General features: G+C 36.7%; 15 protein-coding genes and 1 pseudogene. 8 read left to right on the top strand and 8 right to left on the bottom strand.

The features are described from left to right. Positions 1-57: 57 nt before the first annotated feature. The 5 genes from gldN to PHP31_00785 form a co-directional block, all read right to left on the bottom strand. Complete coding sequence (gldN, locus tag PHP31_00805) at positions 58-909, bottom strand: gliding motility protein GldN (protein ID MDD3737819.1); 852 nt, start codon at positions 907-909, stop codon at positions 58-60. A 64-nt stretch (positions 910-973) separates the two neighbouring features. Then, a complete protein-coding gene (gene gldM, locus PHP31_00800) occupies positions 974-2533 on the bottom strand; it encodes a gliding motility protein GldM (GenBank protein MDD3737818.1) in 1560 nt (519 codons plus the stop codon). Between the two features lie 25 nt (positions 2534-2558). Further along, on the bottom strand, positions 2559-3632 hold the full coding sequence (gene gldL, locus PHP31_00795; protein ID MDD3737817.1) for a gliding motility protein GldL: 1074 nt from the start codon (positions 3630-3632) through the stop codon (positions 2559-2561). 57 nt (positions 3633-3689) lie between these two features. Then, positions 3690-5051, bottom strand: coding sequence for an SUMF1/EgtB/PvdO family nonheme iron enzyme (locus tag PHP31_00790; GenBank protein MDD3737816.1), 1362 nt, complete (start codon positions 5049-5051; stop codon positions 3690-3692). Positions 5052-5185: 134 nt separating this feature from the next. Next, the gene (locus PHP31_00785) at positions 5186-6148 is read right to left on the bottom strand and encodes a PorP/SprF family type IX secretion system membrane protein (protein MDD3737815.1); all 963 of its coding nucleotides are present in this window, start codon (positions 6146-6148) and stop codon (positions 5186-5188) included. Between the two features lie 395 nt (positions 6149-6543). Here PHP31_00785 and PHP31_00780 point away from each other — a divergent pair, with 395 nt between their 5' ends. From PHP31_00780 to PHP31_00770, 3 genes are read left to right on the top strand one after another with little or no spacing between them, the layout of a single operon-like run. After that, positions 6544-7131, top strand: coding sequence for a hypothetical protein (locus PHP31_00780; protein MDD3737814.1), 588 nt, complete (start codon positions 6544-6546; stop codon positions 7129-7131). A 2-nt stretch (positions 7132-7133) separates the two neighbouring features. After that, positions 7134-8354 (top strand): pitrilysin family protein, encoded by a 1221-nt coding sequence (locus PHP31_00775; protein ID MDD3737813.1) that lies wholly within the window; start codon positions 7134-7136, stop codon positions 8352-8354. Positions 8355-8365: 11 nt separating this feature from the next. After that, complete coding sequence (locus PHP31_00770; protein MDD3737812.1) at positions 8366-9019, top strand: O-methyltransferase; 654 nt, start codon at positions 8366-8368, stop codon at positions 9017-9019. 17 nt (positions 9020-9036) lie between these two features. Here the strand turns inward: PHP31_00770 and purE are convergent, their stop codons facing one another. After that, entirely contained in the window at positions 9037-9540 is a 504-nt protein-coding gene (gene purE, locus PHP31_00765; protein MDD3737811.1) for a 5-(carboxyamino)imidazole ribonucleotide mutase, read from the bottom strand. 399 nt (positions 9541-9939) lie between these two features. Between purE and hpt the strand changes: the two genes are divergently transcribed. The 4 genes and pseudogenes from hpt (at position 9940) to obgE (ending at position 12686) form a co-directional block, all read left to right on the top strand. After that, the gene (hpt, locus tag PHP31_00760) at positions 9940-10482 is read left to right on the top strand and encodes a hypoxanthine phosphoribosyltransferase (protein ID MDD3737810.1); all 543 of its coding nucleotides are present in this window, start codon (positions 9940-9942) and stop codon (positions 10480-10482) included. A 25-nt stretch (positions 10483-10507) separates the two neighbouring features. Next, positions 10508-11068: pseudogene (locus tag PHP31_00755) on the top strand (adenylate kinase). A 30-nt stretch (positions 11069-11098) separates the two neighbouring features. Continuing rightward, the gene (locus PHP31_00750) at positions 11099-11677 is read left to right on the top strand and encodes a nucleoside monophosphate kinase (GenBank protein MDD3737809.1); all 579 of its coding nucleotides are present in this window, start codon (positions 11099-11101) and stop codon (positions 11675-11677) included. Positions 11678-11693: 16 nt separating this feature from the next. Continuing rightward, complete coding sequence (obgE, locus tag PHP31_00745; GenBank protein ID MDD3737808.1) at positions 11694-12686, top strand: GTPase ObgE; 993 nt, start codon at positions 11694-11696, stop codon at positions 12684-12686. A 145-nt stretch (positions 12687-12831) separates the two neighbouring features. On the opposite strand, the gene PHP31_00740 is transcribed toward obgE, so the two are convergent. Beyond that, positions 12832-13734: a YitT family protein gene (locus tag PHP31_00740; protein MDD3737807.1), complete on the bottom strand. Its 903-nt coding sequence runs from the start codon at positions 13732-13734 to the stop codon at positions 12832-12834. Positions 13735-13759: 25 nt separating this feature from the next. Continuing rightward, on the bottom strand, positions 13760-14677 hold the full coding sequence (locus tag PHP31_00735) for a YitT family protein (protein MDD3737806.1): 918 nt from the start codon (positions 14675-14677) through the stop codon (positions 13760-13762). Between the two features lie 84 nt (positions 14678-14761). Between PHP31_00735 and PHP31_00730 the strand changes: the two genes are divergently transcribed. Then, entirely contained in the window at positions 14762-15952 is a 1191-nt protein-coding gene (locus PHP31_00730) for a PatB family C-S lyase (protein ID MDD3737805.1), read from the top strand. The last annotated feature ends 4 nt before the right edge of the window (positions 15953-15956 follow it).

Genomic DNA, 15956 nt, shown 5'->3' with positions numbered 1-15956 from the left:
TAGAATAAAAAAAACCGTTATAAAAACGGTTTTTTAAGTTAGATTGCAGGAAATTGATTAGTATTCCCACAAGTTTTGCTCAAAGTTGAGCAATTCATCTTTAATTCTTTGCGATTCAAGCACAGCATCCATACCTGTAGCGTATTCGGCAATACTTCTGTCGTACTGGTTATCAACTTTAGTAATGTAGCTTGAAAACATTCTTTTCCAGAAAAACTCATCGTACGACATACGAGCGGCACCGTTAAATCTGTTAAACACTTCGGCTTTGGCAAGAACTGGTCTGGCTTCGGCAAAGTTTATCCAAAACATTGGCGAAGGACCTCTATATGAGCCGTCTTCATTAAAGCGGTCGACTACCGGACAAAGACCTATAATTCTGACTTCAAGCATGGAACGTTGTTTGTCGAAATACCAATCTTCTTTAATACGTAGTGATTTAACATGCGAAGGATTGAATTTTTCAACCAAAACCGTATCGTAGTAGTCGTATGGAGGATAGTTTCTTTGAAGCTGTACAGTTTGCGTACGGTCGGTTCTCTCCATAAGTTCTTTGTAGCTTAAAGGAGTTGTAAACTCGTCTGTTGCAGATGTAGCATCGTATGCGGTAAGTGTTCCTTCACGAAGAGCGTCCATAATGACGGTTATAAAGTTACGCCAATTGTTGTGTGGCACTTCGGGATAGTACATTACTTGATTCATTTTTTCTTTGAAGTCAATGGTTCTCCATATACGGCGTTCCCATACATAGTCAGATGTGCGAACATAAGCATAAGGCACAGGTTCTTTTTCGAAACGTTCCGTTTTATCTATTACTCCATCTAATGGAGGAGTATTTAATATAGCCTGCGAATAACTACTTATAGTTATGCATAGTACAGCTGCCAATATTATGATTATTTGTTTCATTGTTTGTTGTTTTATTATTAATTTTAAAATTAGTAATATTATTACAAATCTTTATTTTTTAATTTTATTGTATAGTTAGAACAATTGGAGTAAGTCTTCTGGTTCTGCCATCGGGACCTTTGGCTTGAATATCGTTGATCGTAATTTGTTCTCTAGTTCTGGCATTTCTAATAAAGTCAATCATCTCAGGAGTTAGAGTATTGCCTTTACTTGGCAAGTCAATAATGTCTCCCCTTCTATTTCCTGAAAAATTGAAAGAAGTAATAACGAAATATAAATCGAATTCAAAATCGTCGGGCATTTTAGGGATAATAGCTCGTGCGGCAATAAGTCTGTCCTTAGTTATAGCACCTTCATTAATGTTAGCTATCATTGCAGTTGGACTTGGCACATATTTTACCCTATAATCAACGCTACCCATACTCTTCACTCTACCGTCAAGTTGGGCATTTACAGTTATTTTTGAAGCTCCTGCTGTTGCTGGTCTGACTATCCAGTCGCTTCCGCTTCTAACAATCTGACCGTTGTTAGTAGTAGCGGTAATTTGATCGGGAGAAACACCGCCTGCCGAAATTGTTACAGGATTGTCAACACCTACGTAAAATACATTCATTTTGGTTGCCGAAACGGCTAATGAAGGAGGAGCGACGATATAATCAAATTCAACGGGAGCAGTAACGTCGGTTCCGTCGGGTTTTTTGAAAAACACGGTTCCGGTTACTTTTTTAGGTCCGGGCGAAGTTGAAGGAAGGGAGATTTTAATAACTCCATTTTCACTCGAACGACTTACACCACCTATGTTAGCCGAAAAGCTTTGTTTGGTATCCATAGCGGTAACAAACACTTCAGCTTCGTAGTTTTCGCCTTGGAAAACGTACTGACTCTTAGGAACAACCGTAGCACCTATTTGGTCAATTTTAAAGTCCGATGCTCCAATTTCAGCCATAAGGTGGTTTACAACGTCATATTCGATATTTTGAATTTCGCCTACAATGTTGTTTAATATAGCAACGTCGGCAGCCAATATGGTATGATAAAAATTATACATTTCCCAATTTTGTTGTGTTCTGCCTGCGTCGTAGAATGGACCTTCTGTATCCAAACCAATTTTTATCATACCTCTCTTTTCGGGCTCTACCAAGTTCATAATATCTTCTTTGTACTTTTCAATTTTCTTTCTCATTTCTCCGGCTTTACCGGCAGAACCGTCATTAGAGTTGCCAATAAAAAATCTGGTAGGTGTGTCGTACTTATCTTTCTTCTTAATATCGCGAAGAGCAATAGTTTTAGCTTCTTCTTTTGTAATTCCTTCAGCAATGGAGATAAGTTCGTATTTTGTTTCATTAACATAATCTTTAAGTTCTTTGGATAAAGCTTTTGCTTCTAAAGCCTTATTCCAGAAAGGGGTTACTTTTTCAGGATTATCGGAGTTATATTTTTCAAATCTTGTATAAAGTTCTCCCGTTTTTGCATCGAAAGTCTCATTTGTTTTGGCAATAGTTTCGTTGACAATCAAAAACGCGTTCAATAGTTCAACGGAGACATTAAGAGCCAACATAGCAGTGAGTATAAGATACAACATTGCTATCATCTTTTGTCTGGGTGTTTCCTTATATGCAGCCATTTGTTAAATTTTCAAGTATTAGTTGTTAGTTTTTTGGATTGAAGTTCATTGCCGATAACATATTACCGTACACTTGGTTAAGAGCCGCAACTCTTTGAGTAAGTGCACTAAGTTCTTTTTGATAGTTATCCATGTTTTTGGCTGAAGTTTCAAGAGTTGAAAGGAAGTTACTTACTGAGTTAGTAAGTTCTTTGCTGGAATCAACTTGAGATGTAACAGACTTAACTTGCATTTCATATATATTGTTCAACGTTGCAAGGTTGTTTGAAATTTTTTGTAGCTGTTCGTTGTAGTTTTTACTATCGGAAGCACTAAAATTAAGTATATCAGCTGATTTCGATAACAATTCAGCGGACTCATTATATTTTTGTACTAAATTATTTGCCGAATTTGCTGCTTCCGACATTGTGTTTGAAAATGTTTGTGCTACATTAATTTCCTTTTTAATAGCACCCGAAACTTCTTCGTATGTTTGAGCTAAGTTGCTTGCAGTACTTGCAGCCGATTTAATGCTATTAGAAAATTCTCCTGTAACTTTTGCATCTTCATCTAACACTCTACCCATATTTTGGTACGATTTTGAAAGCTCGCTAGCCGATTTACTTGCTTCGGTTACATTTCTGACAAAGGTGTCGGATGTAATTGCCGAATCGGTAACATTTGACATTTTGCTAACATTTTCGCTCATTCTTCTCATGCCTTCTCCTAAACTTTCGATAAGTTCCGGTCCTATCTTGGCTTGTGTAAGCATATCGTCAAGTTCCTGTGTTGGCGTTTTTGCTACACCTGGAGCAGTTACTTGTTTTTTATCTTTATCCTTGACTTTTTTTTCTTTTTTGGTGGGACGCATGTGTTCGTACATACCTGCTAATTCCGGGTACACCAGAGACCAGTCTGGTTCAACGTAAGGTGGTTCGAACGCAGAGAAAAAGAATATTATAGCCTCCGCCGAAAGACCGGCTATAAGCATAATATTTGCTCCCGGTAAGTGTACAATTTTAAAAAGTGCTCCTGTAATAGCTACTGCAGCTCCTATCCCGTAGAGCTTAGCCATGAAAAGTTTATATCCTTTACTTGTTACAATACTTTGTAGTCCCATTTTAGTTATGTTTAATTGTTGATTATTTATTAATTATTAATTTGTGATTATTTTCTATTAGTATATTCTTGATGCCTTTGCGGGGTTATCGTTTTTCTGACGTCCAATGAAGTCTTGTACGCAACGGAAACCTATGTAGCATTTGGCAGAATCTTGGTATTCGTACGATCTGGTGTTAACTTGCAGATAATAAGCAATATCTTTCCATGAGCCGCCTCTGATTACTTTTCTTTTAAGTATTGCAGGGTCGTCTTCTTTGGCATTGTACTGGTACGTTGGGTTCATATCCCAAGTAAATTGTGTAGCCGATTCGTCGTATGCATCAACGCACCATTCAGCAACGTTGCCTGCCATATCGTAAAGTCCGAAATCGTTAGCCGGATAGTGTGCAACTATAATTGTTCTGGCTCCTCCATCGTCGACGTAATTACCTCTAAGTGGTTTAAAGTTAGCCAAGAAACAGCCTTTATCGTTACGTGTATAAGGTCCTCCCCAAGGGTAAGGGCTGAATGTGTTTCCACCTCTGGCTGCCCATTCCCATTCTGCCTCGGTTGGTAAACGGAACTCTGCAGGCATAGCACCTTTTTTTCTGTTTTTCATACCCGTTTCTAGCAGGCGTGTTCTCCATACGCAAAATGCGTTGGCTTGTTTCCAACTAACTCCCACAACCGGATAATGATCGTAGCCCGGATGCGAAAAGTACATCTTTGCAATAGGGTCGTTGTAGCTATACGAGTAGTCGTGTAGCCAAGATAAAGTATCGGGATAAACGTTTATAACTTCTTTACGAACGTAAACCGAACGGTCTCTCATACCTTGATGCCTATTAGCAAAGTTGGCATTTTTGGGGTCGCTTGTTTCCTTAAAGTTTTTCTTTGAAGCTGCTAATAGATCTACAAAATAGTATTCGTAGAATAATTTTCTGGCGTCAATTTCTTTTTTTCTGAAATACCTTTCATTTTCGGGAACGTACAATGGTTCGAGAGCTTCAACTACCTCCTGATTTCTTAAATCAATTTTTGTTTCCCAATTAAGGTATGGCGGGTCGTAGATTTCGCCTGTTTTTTTGTTTTCTGAGATTAGGAATTCTTCGGGATTGATTTCGCCAAGCAATGTTCTTGCAATAGAATCGCGAACGTAGTACACAAATTGCCTATACTCATTGTTTGTAATTTCCGTTTCGTCCATATAAAAAGCCGATACGGTTATGGTACGAGGCATATTTTGAAAAGAATAAAAAGCATCTTCTTCGCCTGCACCTTGTGCATAGCTACCCATTGGCACGTATGCCATTCCGTAGGGATCGGGTTGGAAAAATTTACCTCTGTTTTGTACTCCTATTAATTCGCCGTTGCCATTGTTTTTACAGCTATAAGCAGCTATACCTATTAATAAAACGAATATTAGCTTCTTCATCATGAAAAATTTAATTCTTAGTTAGTTTTTTTACAACGCAAAAAACTTAAATTTATTGTGTTTGCGTTGGTCTGATTTAGTTTAGTCTTTCTTATAACGAGTTTATATTTTTTTTATTTTATAAGATACAAAAAATATTATAAAAATCTTGTATTTCTGTATCCTGTATTAGTTTTTTGCCTTTCTATTTTAAATAAATATCTCATCATTATTTCGTGCGACCCAAATGTCCTTATCCCAAGCCCACTAATAGGTATGTCAAAAGCGTAACCTATTTCTATGTCGTTAAATTCTGTTCCTATAATAAGGTTTATTGCATCTTGAAAACGATACCCAACTCCGCCCCAAATTTTATTATTATATTTTGCCATTGCCATAAAATTTGTTTGAAAAACTTTTCCATCGCTGTATATTAAGGCTGTTGGCATAAATACAAAGTTGGGGTAGGCTGGTAATGTAAAGTTGTAACCAACGTTAGCATAATAATGCCTTCTGTTCTGCAGGGCAATGGAACTTTGTCCTTCCAACTCTTTTTTTGTTTCCAAAACCTTGTTTGATGATAGCGAAATGTAGTACTTAGGATTTTTAAATATTAATCCGACAGCCATATCGGTAACAACAGCGCCTTTATCGTTACCACCTAAGTTAACAGGTTCGTTATCGGTGGTAATGTATTTAGAATTATCGTGGCTTACATTGTTAAGGTCGACGTTTGCTCCTATGCTCAACAAATTATTGCCTATGTACGCGTGAAAGGCATATCCTAGCTTCACATCTAAATTGGAGGTAAAACCTAATTTATCTTGCATAACTCCAAAGCCTATGCCACCGTGCAAAATCCTTATCGGAGCATCGGCAGTTGCTTCTACGGTAACAGGAGAAACAATATTTCCCTCAGGGTCTTTAAATCCTAACCATTGATTGCGAAAAACTCCAACAACCGAAATGCCATCGGAGAGACCAAAATTTGCAGGATTATATATCGACCTATTGAACATGTAATGCGTAAAGTGGGGGTCTTGCTGTGAGTACGAATCCTTACCCGCTATAAACATTACAGTCGTTACCAACAGTATTATTAGATATGATTTGTTTGTCATTTTTACAGTAATAGACCTCCTGTTTTAAAGCGTGCTAAATTAATACTTTTTCAATATTAAACGAATACTCGTTAGATTTTCTTGTATTTATTTTGCAAATTTAACTAAAAACTCAGAACTTGAATGCATAATTGTAAAAAAATGATAGATGTTTTATAAGATTAGACTTTAAAGCCCTAATATTGAATGGGGTACGTGGGAATCAATAATTAACAATTAGTAATTAGCCCCGAAACTTCGGGGTTAACTGTACATTGCTCATTTCTCATTGCATCTGCCACCACTTCAAGGTTTTATCGAAAAGTTGAAAAATATTGACAAGCATTTTTAGAGTAGTTTTGCACAATTATTATTTTTACAAAATATTAAATCAGAAATATCATAAATAAAGACATATGAATAGAATTAATATTAAAGTAGGTCTTGTTGTATTTTCGCTGTTTGCATTATGCTTAACGCTGATTGTTTCTTGCAAATCGGATAAGAATAAGGTGGGCGATGAGCTAACAAAGCGTATTCAGTACGATGTTCCTATATGTGATGTAAGTGCCGACTCCTATTGGTGGATAAACAATATAGAAGGAATAAAAAGAGAGGAATTTGTTAAACATATTTTCAAGCAAGTTACCGACGGGAATGTTGTTGCTCACGACATTTTTTCGTACAGACAGTTATCTGCCGAAGACGTAAAAACCATAATTCGCCGTGTTGATACTATTAGCGTAATGTCGGCTCAACCGCCATACGAGTTGGTTGACACCGTTTTGATTAAGGAAATTTCGGTTCAGGACATAACTAAAATTAGATTTTTGGAGGAGTGGTATTTCGACAAAAAAACATTGCAGATAGATAAAAAAGTTAAAGGTATTTGTCCTGTTGTTGAAATATACAACGAAGATGGCACTTTTAGAGGCAACAAACCTTTGTTTTGGATTTTTACCGACGATACCTATCCGAAAGCGTTTAACCTTGTGGAAGAATAATTATGAGCTATCAGTATCAGGTTTTGCCTAACGGTTTAAAATGGATTCATTTGCAGAAGGACTCAAAACTTAGTCATATTGCTGTTTTGGTTAAGGTCGGTTCAAGGTATGAAAGCAGTTCTCTTTCGGGAATATCGCACCTTATTGAGCATGTATTATTTAAGGGAACGAGTAAACGCAACAATGTACAGGTGCTAAACAGGTTAGAAAGTGTTGGAGCTGACTTGAATGCGTATACAACAAAAGAAGATACAACTATTTATGCTTCCTTTCTGACTGAATATTTTTTGAGAGCTGCCGAACTAATCAGCGATGTGCTTTTCAATTCGGTTTTTCCGGCAAAAGAAATTGAAAAAGAAAAAAATGTAGTTATCGACGAAATAAATTCGTATAAAGATAGTCCTGCCGACAATATTATCGATGCATTTGATGAAGTTCTTTTCAAAAACCACCCGTTGGGCTCTAATATTTTGGGCAAAGTATCAACAGTGAAAAAAATAAGTCAGGCTGATATTGTCGATTATTATAACACTTATTACGCGGTTAATAATTTGGTAATAGCTACTATTAGCGGAAAAAGTATGAAACAGTTGCAAAACACGGTACACAAGTGTTTCGGCAATAATAATAGGAGGTCGGAAATTATCAAAGCCGAATCTGTTTTAAATTATGTTCCGCAAACGGTTATAAAGAATAAATCGCGTCATCAAAACCATATTGTTATTGGCAATGTTACGTACAGCTTGCACGACGAAAATAGAGTAACTTTGAGTTTACTAACCAATATGTTGGGTGGTCCAGCCATGAACTCAATATTAGCTTTAGCTTTAAGAGAAAGAAACGGCATAGCCTACAACTTGGAGGCTAATTACAATGCATATTGCGATACCGGAAGTTTTTCTTTTTATTTGGGAACCGATAGTATTAATACCGACAAGGCTATATCAATAGTTAGAAAAGAATTTAAAAAATTGAGAGACAATAGGCTATCGGCTCAAAAAATTAGTATGGCGAAAAAGCAGATGAAAGGTCAATTGGCGTTAGCTATAGAATCGTCGCAAGCTGAAATTTTGAGTATGGTAAAGTCGTATGCAGTATTCGATAAGGTTGATACTTTTGATGAAATTTGCGAAAAAATTGATAATGTAACATCAAACGATATTATCGATGTTGCCAATCAGGTTTTGGACGATGATAAATTAAGTGTTCTTATTTATAAGTAGTTGAAATAGTTATGGTTAAAATTCCGAATCCGCAAAAGTTGTATTGGCAAGTTGATGAGTATGCCGAAAAGTACTCGGGCAAGGATTTGCCTTTGCTTCAAGAGCTGTACAGAGAAACAAACTTAAAAACGGCTTATCCGCAAATGATTACATTGCCACATCAAGGTAGAGTATTGCAGTTTTTGAGCAAAGTAATCAGACCTAAGTTTGTTTTAGATTTGGGTACGTTTACCGGATATTCGGCTCTGTGTTTGGCTCAAGGTCTTCAAGAAAACGGCAAACTCTTCACTGTTGATTACAACGACGAGACTTCGCAAATAGCATTGAAATACTTTAAGAAAGCAGGTTTGGACGATAAAATCGAATATATAAAAGGTAATGCGGAAGATGTTATCAAAACCTTGAATTACAGTTTCGATATTGTTTACGTCGATATTAACAAAGAAAGTTATTGCTCGATAGTAGATTTGATATTGCCAAAATTAAGCGACAACGGAATAATAATAGTCGATAATGTGTTGTGGTATTTGCGAACAGTTGATAACATAGCCGATAAAGACACAATGGCTGTTACCAAATTCAATAATTACGTGCAAAATCGCAGCGATATTAACAATATCATGCTACCTATTGGTGACGGCTTTATGATAATTACCAAGAATTGAAAGTTATCAGGGCTTAGCTACACTTTATATTTATAATCTAACTTTGATAATTCATTATTAGCATTCACAATTTTTTGTTTCAAATTGCTTTTGTACAGTTTTAGCTTTTCGTTAATTTTTTCGTCACTCAAAGCTAAAATTTGTATAGCTAATAGTCCTGCATTTGTAGCAGCGTTAATACCTACGGTTGCAACAGGTATTCCTGGAGGCATTTGGACAATAGCCAACAAAGCGTCAATACCGTAGAGAGAGGCATTTATAGGCACACCAATAACAGGCAGCGTAGTATATGCAGCAATAACTCCGGGCAAGTGAGCCGCCATTCCTGCAGCAGCTATTATTACTTTTATACCCCTTTCTTCTGCTGTGCTTGCAAACTTTTCAACTTCTTGTGGTGTGCGGTGAGCCGATAAAGCATTTATTTCAAAAGGAATTTCAAATTCATCAAATAGCTTTGCTGCTTGTTCCATTACTTTTAGGTCGCTGGTGCTACCCATAATTATACTTACAATTGCTTTCATCTTTTTAATTTTTTTCAAAAGTATAATATTTGCGTGTTTTATCAAAGTTATTGAAAGTTATTTTGAATTATTAGCTTTTGGCTGTTAGCCGTTAGCCGTTAGCCGTTAGCTTTTGGTGATTAGTGATGAGTGATCGGTCGTTGGTGGTTGGTGGTCGGTGAGTTGTCAGTTTTGTCCCGAAATTTCGGGACAAAACTAACCCGCAACTCGTACCCCGCAACACGCAAAAGCTTTATCCTTTAAACACAACAAAAAAGTAAATGATAAAGATGAAAATGCTTGAAAACAAGTAAGTAATCAGCAAAAAACATGAAATTTGTCATACTTATTTAGAAATGACAGGAATAAATTTAAATAAAATTCTAACTTTGCATTTTTGCAATTAAATGATAGAATTTTATGCCTAATCAAATAAGTATTGACGGGATTGACTTTAAGAAGTATATAGAAGAAACTGATATAGTTGAAAAAATTAATCAGATAAGCTATACAATAAATTCCGAGTACAAAGACAAGGATCCGATTTTTATAGTAATACTTAACGGTTCTTTTATGTTTGCATCCGATTTGGTAAAAAGATTTTCGGGTCATTGTCAATTGGCATTTGTAAAACTGTCTTCATATGATAAATTAGAAAGTTCGGGAAAAGTTAGGGAAGTTTTTGGTCTAGATATTGATATAAACGGCAAAGATGTTATTATTGTAGAAGACATTGTTGACACAGGCTTAACGCTTGAATTTTTTATTTCAAGATTGCATGAACATAATCCTAAAAGTGTCAGAATAGCAACACTTTTACTAAAGCCCGATTCATTTAACAATCGTTTCCCTGTCGATTATGTGGGCTTTGAGATACCCAACGATTTTATTGTTGGCTATGGGTTAGATTTAGACGGCTACGGCAGAAATTACCCACATATTTATAAAAAAGAAAACAAGTAATAAATATTAATAAACCTTAAGGTAAATGTTAAATATAGCTATATTCGGACCTCCGGGAGCAGGAAAAGGAACACAGTCAAAGTTGCTTATTGAGAAGTATAACCTTGCATATATTTCAACCGGCGACTTGTTACGTCAAGAAATTAAAGAAGGAACTGAGTTGGGAAAGCAGGTTGATGACCTGATAGCCAAAGGAAATCTCGTTTCCGACGATATTATGGTTGAACTTATTGAAAAACGAATAATAACCAATCCCGACAAAAACGGATTTCTTTTCGATGGCTTTCCAAGAACTTTAGTACAAGCGTACATACTCGACGGATTGTTGTTAAAACTTAACACAACTCTAACTTGTATGTTAAGTCTGGAAGTTCCCGACGAAGAGCTTACCCGCCGTCTTATTGAAAGAGGAAAAGTGTCCGGAAGGAGCGACGATAACGAAGAGGTAATTCAGTTCCGACTTCAAGAGTATCATCAAAAAACAGCTCCTGTTAAAGAATATTACAAGGAAAGAAATTTATATCAGGCAATAAATGGAGTTGGGCATATACCCGATATTTTTAAAAAGCTTCAAAAAGCTATTGATGAAGCACTTCAAAAAGTATGGTTCAATTTGGTGCTTTCGGGACCTCCGGGTGTTGGTAAAGGAACGCAGGGTAGGCTTATTGCTCAGAAATATAACTTATACTATATTTCTACAGGTTCATTGCTACGCAAAGAGGTTGAAATGAACACCAAATTGAGTGAAGTAATTAAACCAAAATTAGAACAAGGTGAGCTTGTTCCTGATGAGATAGTTATAAGAATTATAGAACGTGAGATAAAACTTCATAGCGATGTCAACGGATTTGTTTTTAAAGGATTTCCGCGTACAATATTGCAGTCTTACATTTTAGACGGGTTGTTGCGAAAGATGAACATGAATGTTTCGTTTGTTATCGAAATGACAGCACCTACAATCGAGCTCATTAAGCGATTAGACAAGAGAGGTCGTTCCGAAAAAGGACGTCCTTACGACAAATCTACAGGACTTATAATTGGTCGTCTCGAAGAGTACCAAACCAAAACGGCTCCTGTTATGGATTTGTACAAAAAAAGAGGTAAGCATGTTCTTGTTGATGCAACGGGAGAAAAAGCGGAAATTTTTAATCGTATTTCGGCTAAGGTAGGCAAGGCAATTTTAAAAATCAGATAGGAGAAAATAGAATAGTATGGCTTTATCGAACTTTGTTGATTACGTAAAAATATACGTCCGTTCCGGTAATGGCGGTAGCGGTTCGACTCATTTTTACAGAGCAAGAGGAATTCCTAAGGGAGGTCCCGACGGCGGCGACGGCGGTCGCGGAGGTCATATTATTGTCAGAGGAGATGCTCAACTGTGGACATTGCTACATTTAAAATATACCAAACATTTGCATGCCGGAAACGGAGTTGGCGGCTCGGGAAACAATAAAACCGGAGCCGATGGCGACGATGTTGTTATTAAAGTTCCATTAGGAACGGTAATTAGAGATTCCGAAACAGGCGAAGCTATTTGCGAAGTTGTTGAAGACAACGAAGAGCACATAGTTGTTAAAGGCGGCAAAGGCGGACTTGGAAATATAAATTTTAAATCGTCAACAAATCAAGCTCCACGATACGCACAGCCGGGAGAGTCGGGTAGCGAGGCATGGGTTATTTTCGAGCTAAAACTATTAGCCGACGTGGGTTTGGTTGGTTTCCCAAATGCCGGTAAATCAACTTTGTTGAGTACCATTTCGGCAGCAAAACCCGAAATAGGCGATTATCCTTTTACTACACTGCGACCAAATTTGGGTATAGTTTCTTACTACGATTATAAATCGTTTATTATGGCAGATATTCCCGGTATTATTGAAGGAGCTCACGAAGGCAAAGGTTTGGGACACAGGTTTTTAAGGCACGTTGAACGTAATTCGGTATTATTATTCATCATAGCCGCCGATTCGAAAAGTATAAAAAAGGAATACAAAATTCTTTTAAACGAATTGCAAATGTACAATCCTGAACTTGTACATAAGAAAAGGATGCTTGCCGTAAGCAAATCAGATTTGTTAGACGACGAACTGATAGAGATGCTGAAAAAAGAATTACCAAAGGATATTACTACAGTTTTTATTTCATCACATCACAAAAAAGGCTTAACCGAGCTTAAAAACCACTTGTGGAAGCTGTTGGAGGAATAATTTTGGGTGATTGGTGGTTGGTGGTCGGTGGTCGGTGAGTTGTCAGTTTTGAGTCGAGAGTATTGAGTTTGGAGACTCGGAACTCGGAACTCGGAACTCAGAACTCGGAACTCAAAACTCAAAACTCAAAACTAACCCGCACCCACTACTTCTCGTCCAACTTATCTTCTAAATTCTTAAAGCCTTTTCCTAAAATTTCGCTAGCATCAAGTACTGCTATAAAAGCATTAGGGTCTATTCGGTGAATAAACTCTTGAAGCATGTACAACTCCTTAGGGTTAACAACGGTAAAAATTATTTTTTTCGATTTGTATTTATACATACCTTCACCAATCAAGAAAGTACCACCACGTCCCAAATCACCTATAATGCTGTCGCGTATTTCCTGATGCTTATCGGAAATGATAAACAAAGTTTTATCGTACGAAAATCCGTGCATAACAGCATCTATAACTCTACCTATAACAAAAATGGAAATAAAACTGTACAAGGGTAAAGTCCAATCTTTGAAAACAATAGTGCTTATAAAAACAATAACGGCATCAACCGACATCATTAATTGTCCTATTGGCAGACGTGTGTACTTTTGCAAAATCATAGCAACAACGTCGGTTCCGCCACTTGTGGCTTTGGCTTTAAATGTAAAAGCCACTCCAACGCCCACGAAAAGTCCACCGAATAAACCCGAAACTAATGTATCATCGGGAACCAAAGCAACATTACCACTTATCATTGATATAATATCGGTAAAAATACCTGTAAGTACGAAAGCAACTACGGTTTTGGCTCCAAACCTGGGCCCTAATATTTTTGTTCCTATTAGTGTTAAAGGAATATTGAAAGCCAATGAAACCATACCAATAGGAGTGTTAAACAGGTGGTGCAGCATAATGGATATACCATAAATTCCGCCTGGTATTATCTTGTGCGGACTTAAAAACAGCACGTATCCCATCGAAACCAACAAAGTGCCAATAGTTATGTAGGAGTACGATTTAAACCATCTCTTCGAAAAAGGTATTTCTTTGCGTAAGTTTTTTATTTCCATTTTTTAAAATTATTCGTGTGTAATGTTAATCTGATAGTTTTTTTGTAAGCGACCTAAAGCCGTCGCCGTATATTTCGCTTGCTTCAATTATGGTAATAAACGCTTCGGGGTCAACGCTGTGTATGTATTCTTCCAACAAAGCCATTTCTCTGCGGTTAACAACAACAAATATTATCGTTCTTTCATCGCCTTGGTACATACCTGTTCCGGGAATATAAGTCCCACCGCGTTCCAACTTTTCAATAATAAAGTTGCGAATAAGTTCCGACTCTTTCGATATAATAAACATAGTACGGTCGAAGTTTGTTCCTTCGCTCACAATATCAATAGTTTTACCTGTAATAAAAATAACAACCAACGAGTAAAGCGGAATTTTCCAATCGGCAAAAACAACCAATCCTAATAGAACAATAACCGAATCGACATAAATAAGCAATTGACCTACAGTCAGTTTTGAATATTTTGCCAAAATCATAGCCACAATATCCGTTCCGCCCGAAGTAGCTTTACTTTTAAAAATAATTCCTAAGCCAATCCCTATCAGCAATCCGCCAAAAATAGACGAAAGCAAAGCGTCACCTTCCACCAATGGACTTTCTCCGTAGAAAAATGTGAGAGTATCGACAAATATTGCCGTACAAACAAATCCTACTACAGTTTTAATTCCAAATCTTGGACCTAAAACCCTTACCCCAATGATGGTTAGCGGAATGTCAATCATAAGAGCCATCATACCGACAGGCAAACCGTTGGGAGCCCACGAAAATACACCTTTTGTTACGTGATGTATAACAATTGATATACCGTAAGAACCGCCGGGTACTATTTTATAAGGTGTAATAAAAAAGACAAAACCTGATGCCAAAATAAAAGCACCGATGACTATGAGCGAATAACTGATAAACCAGCTTTTTGAGAACACCTTTTCTTTGAAGTGTGCCATTGTGTTTTAGTGTTTTTTTAATTTTTAATAATAAATTCGTCTGCAAATTTCGTAAGTTTATTTGAATTAGATTAATTTTGTTACATGAAAAATGTAAAAAATAATTTCGATAAAGTAATTAATCGTCGTGGTAGCGGTAGCTTGAAATACGATGCTATGAAGCAAGTTTTGGGACACGATGCCAAATACGCTATGTGGGTCGCCGATATGGATTTTAAAACCCCTAATTTTATAACCAAAGCATTGAAAGACAGAGTTAAACACTCGGTTTTTGGTTACGATTACAGAAATCCCAATCATTTCGATTCTTTTATTTCGTGGTTTAAAAATAGGCATCAGTTAGAAATTTGCTCAACCACTGTCGGATTCACGCCTGGAGTCGTTCCGGCTGTTAATATTGCTGTACTTGCTTATACAAACGAAGGAGACAAAATTTTGGTTCAGCCGCCGGTTTATTTCCCGTTTTTTAACGCAGTAACCGACCATAACAGAGTCTTGGTGCAAAGTAAACTCAATTTTGACGGCAGCAGACTTCAAATAGATTTCGATGACTTTGAAGAGCAGATTAAACAAGGTGTTAAACTTTTTATTCTGTCAAATCCGCACAACCCTGGAGGGAACGTATGGACTGTTGAAGAACTGACCAAAATGACTGATATAGCTCTCAAATACAATGTAATCATTGTGTCGGACGATATTCACTGCGATTTGGTTTACAAAAAATATAAGTATACACCTATTCTCACTTTATCGGAAGAGGTTGCGCAACAAACAGTTATGTTTACCGCACCGAGCAAAACTTTTAATGTGTCGGGATTGGCTTCTTCGGTTTATGTTATTCCTAATCCTGAGCTAAGAAGTAAATTTGAAAATCAAATTCAAAAATATCATATTTCCAACGGAAATATTTTTGGCAATGTAGCTCTTAAAGAGGCGTACAAGAATGGCTACCAATATGTTGATGATTTGATGAGTTACCTGCAAAAAAACGTCGATTATGTTGTAGAATTTATGTCGGAATATACGCCAAAAATAAAACCTGTAATCCCCGAATCTACTTTTTTAATGTGGTTAGACTGTCGAGAGCTTAATTTAAGCGACAAAAGATTAAATCATTTCTTTTTGAAAAAAGCCGATATGGGACTCAATACTGGAATTATGTTCGGCAGTGGAGGCGAAGGCTTTATGCGTTTGAATATTGGTTGTCCGAAATCGCATCTGAAAAAAGCTCTTAATAGTCTTAAAAAAGCATACGATAAAGATTTTAAAAAATAATATA

This window comes from Lentimicrobiaceae bacterium, from assembly GCA_028697555.1.
Taxonomy (GTDB): domain Bacteria; phylum Bacteroidota; class Bacteroidia; order Bacteroidales; family UBA4417; genus UBA4417.
The sequence above is the reverse complement of the archived record's forward strand: the minus strand, read 5'-3'. Positions and strand labels throughout refer to the sequence as shown.

What these genes read in the sequence shown, in the direction of transcription:
- gldN (MDD3737819.1), bottom strand. Translation starts at nt 909, where the DNA reads ATGAAACAAATAATCATAATATTGGCAGCTGTACTATGCATAACTATA.
- gldM (MDD3737818.1), bottom strand. Translation starts at nt 2,533, where the DNA reads ATGGCTGCATATAAGGAAACACCCAGACAAAAGATGATAGCAATGTTG.
- gldL (MDD3737817.1), bottom strand. Translation starts at nt 3,632, where the DNA reads ATGGGACTACAAAGTATTGTAACAAGTAAAGGATATAAACTTTTCATG.
- PHP31_00790 (MDD3737816.1), bottom strand. Translation starts at nt 5,051, where the DNA reads ATGATGAAGAAGCTAATATTCGTTTTATTAATAGGTATAGCTGCTTAT.
- PHP31_00785 (MDD3737815.1), bottom strand. Translation starts at nt 6,148, where the DNA reads ATGACAAACAAATCATATCTAATAATACTGTTGGTAACGACTGTAATG.
- PHP31_00780 (MDD3737814.1), top strand. Translation starts at nt 6,544, where the DNA reads ATGAATAGAATTAATATTAAAGTAGGTCTTGTTGTATTTTCGCTGTTT.
- PHP31_00775 (MDD3737813.1), top strand. Translation starts at nt 7,134, where the DNA reads ATGAGCTATCAGTATCAGGTTTTGCCTAACGGTTTAAAATGGATTCAT.
- PHP31_00770 (MDD3737812.1), top strand. Translation starts at nt 8,366, where the DNA reads ATGGTTAAAATTCCGAATCCGCAAAAGTTGTATTGGCAAGTTGATGAG.
- purE (MDD3737811.1), bottom strand. Translation starts at nt 9,540, where the DNA reads ATGAAAGCAATTGTAAGTATAATTATGGGTAGCACCAGCGACCTAAAA.
- hpt (MDD3737810.1), top strand. Translation starts at nt 9,940, where the DNA reads ATGCCTAATCAAATAAGTATTGACGGGATTGACTTTAAGAAGTATATA.
- obgE (MDD3737808.1), top strand. Translation starts at nt 11,694, where the DNA reads ATGGCTTTATCGAACTTTGTTGATTACGTAAAAATATACGTCCGTTCC.
- PHP31_00740 (MDD3737807.1), bottom strand. Translation starts at nt 13,734, where the DNA reads ATGGAAATAAAAAACTTACGCAAAGAAATACCTTTTTCGAAGAGATGG.
- PHP31_00735 (MDD3737806.1), bottom strand. Translation starts at nt 14,677, where the DNA reads ATGGCACACTTCAAAGAAAAGGTGTTCTCAAAAAGCTGGTTTATCAGT.
- PHP31_00730 (MDD3737805.1), top strand. Translation starts at nt 14,762, where the DNA reads ATGAAAAATGTAAAAAATAATTTCGATAAAGTAATTAATCGTCGTGGT.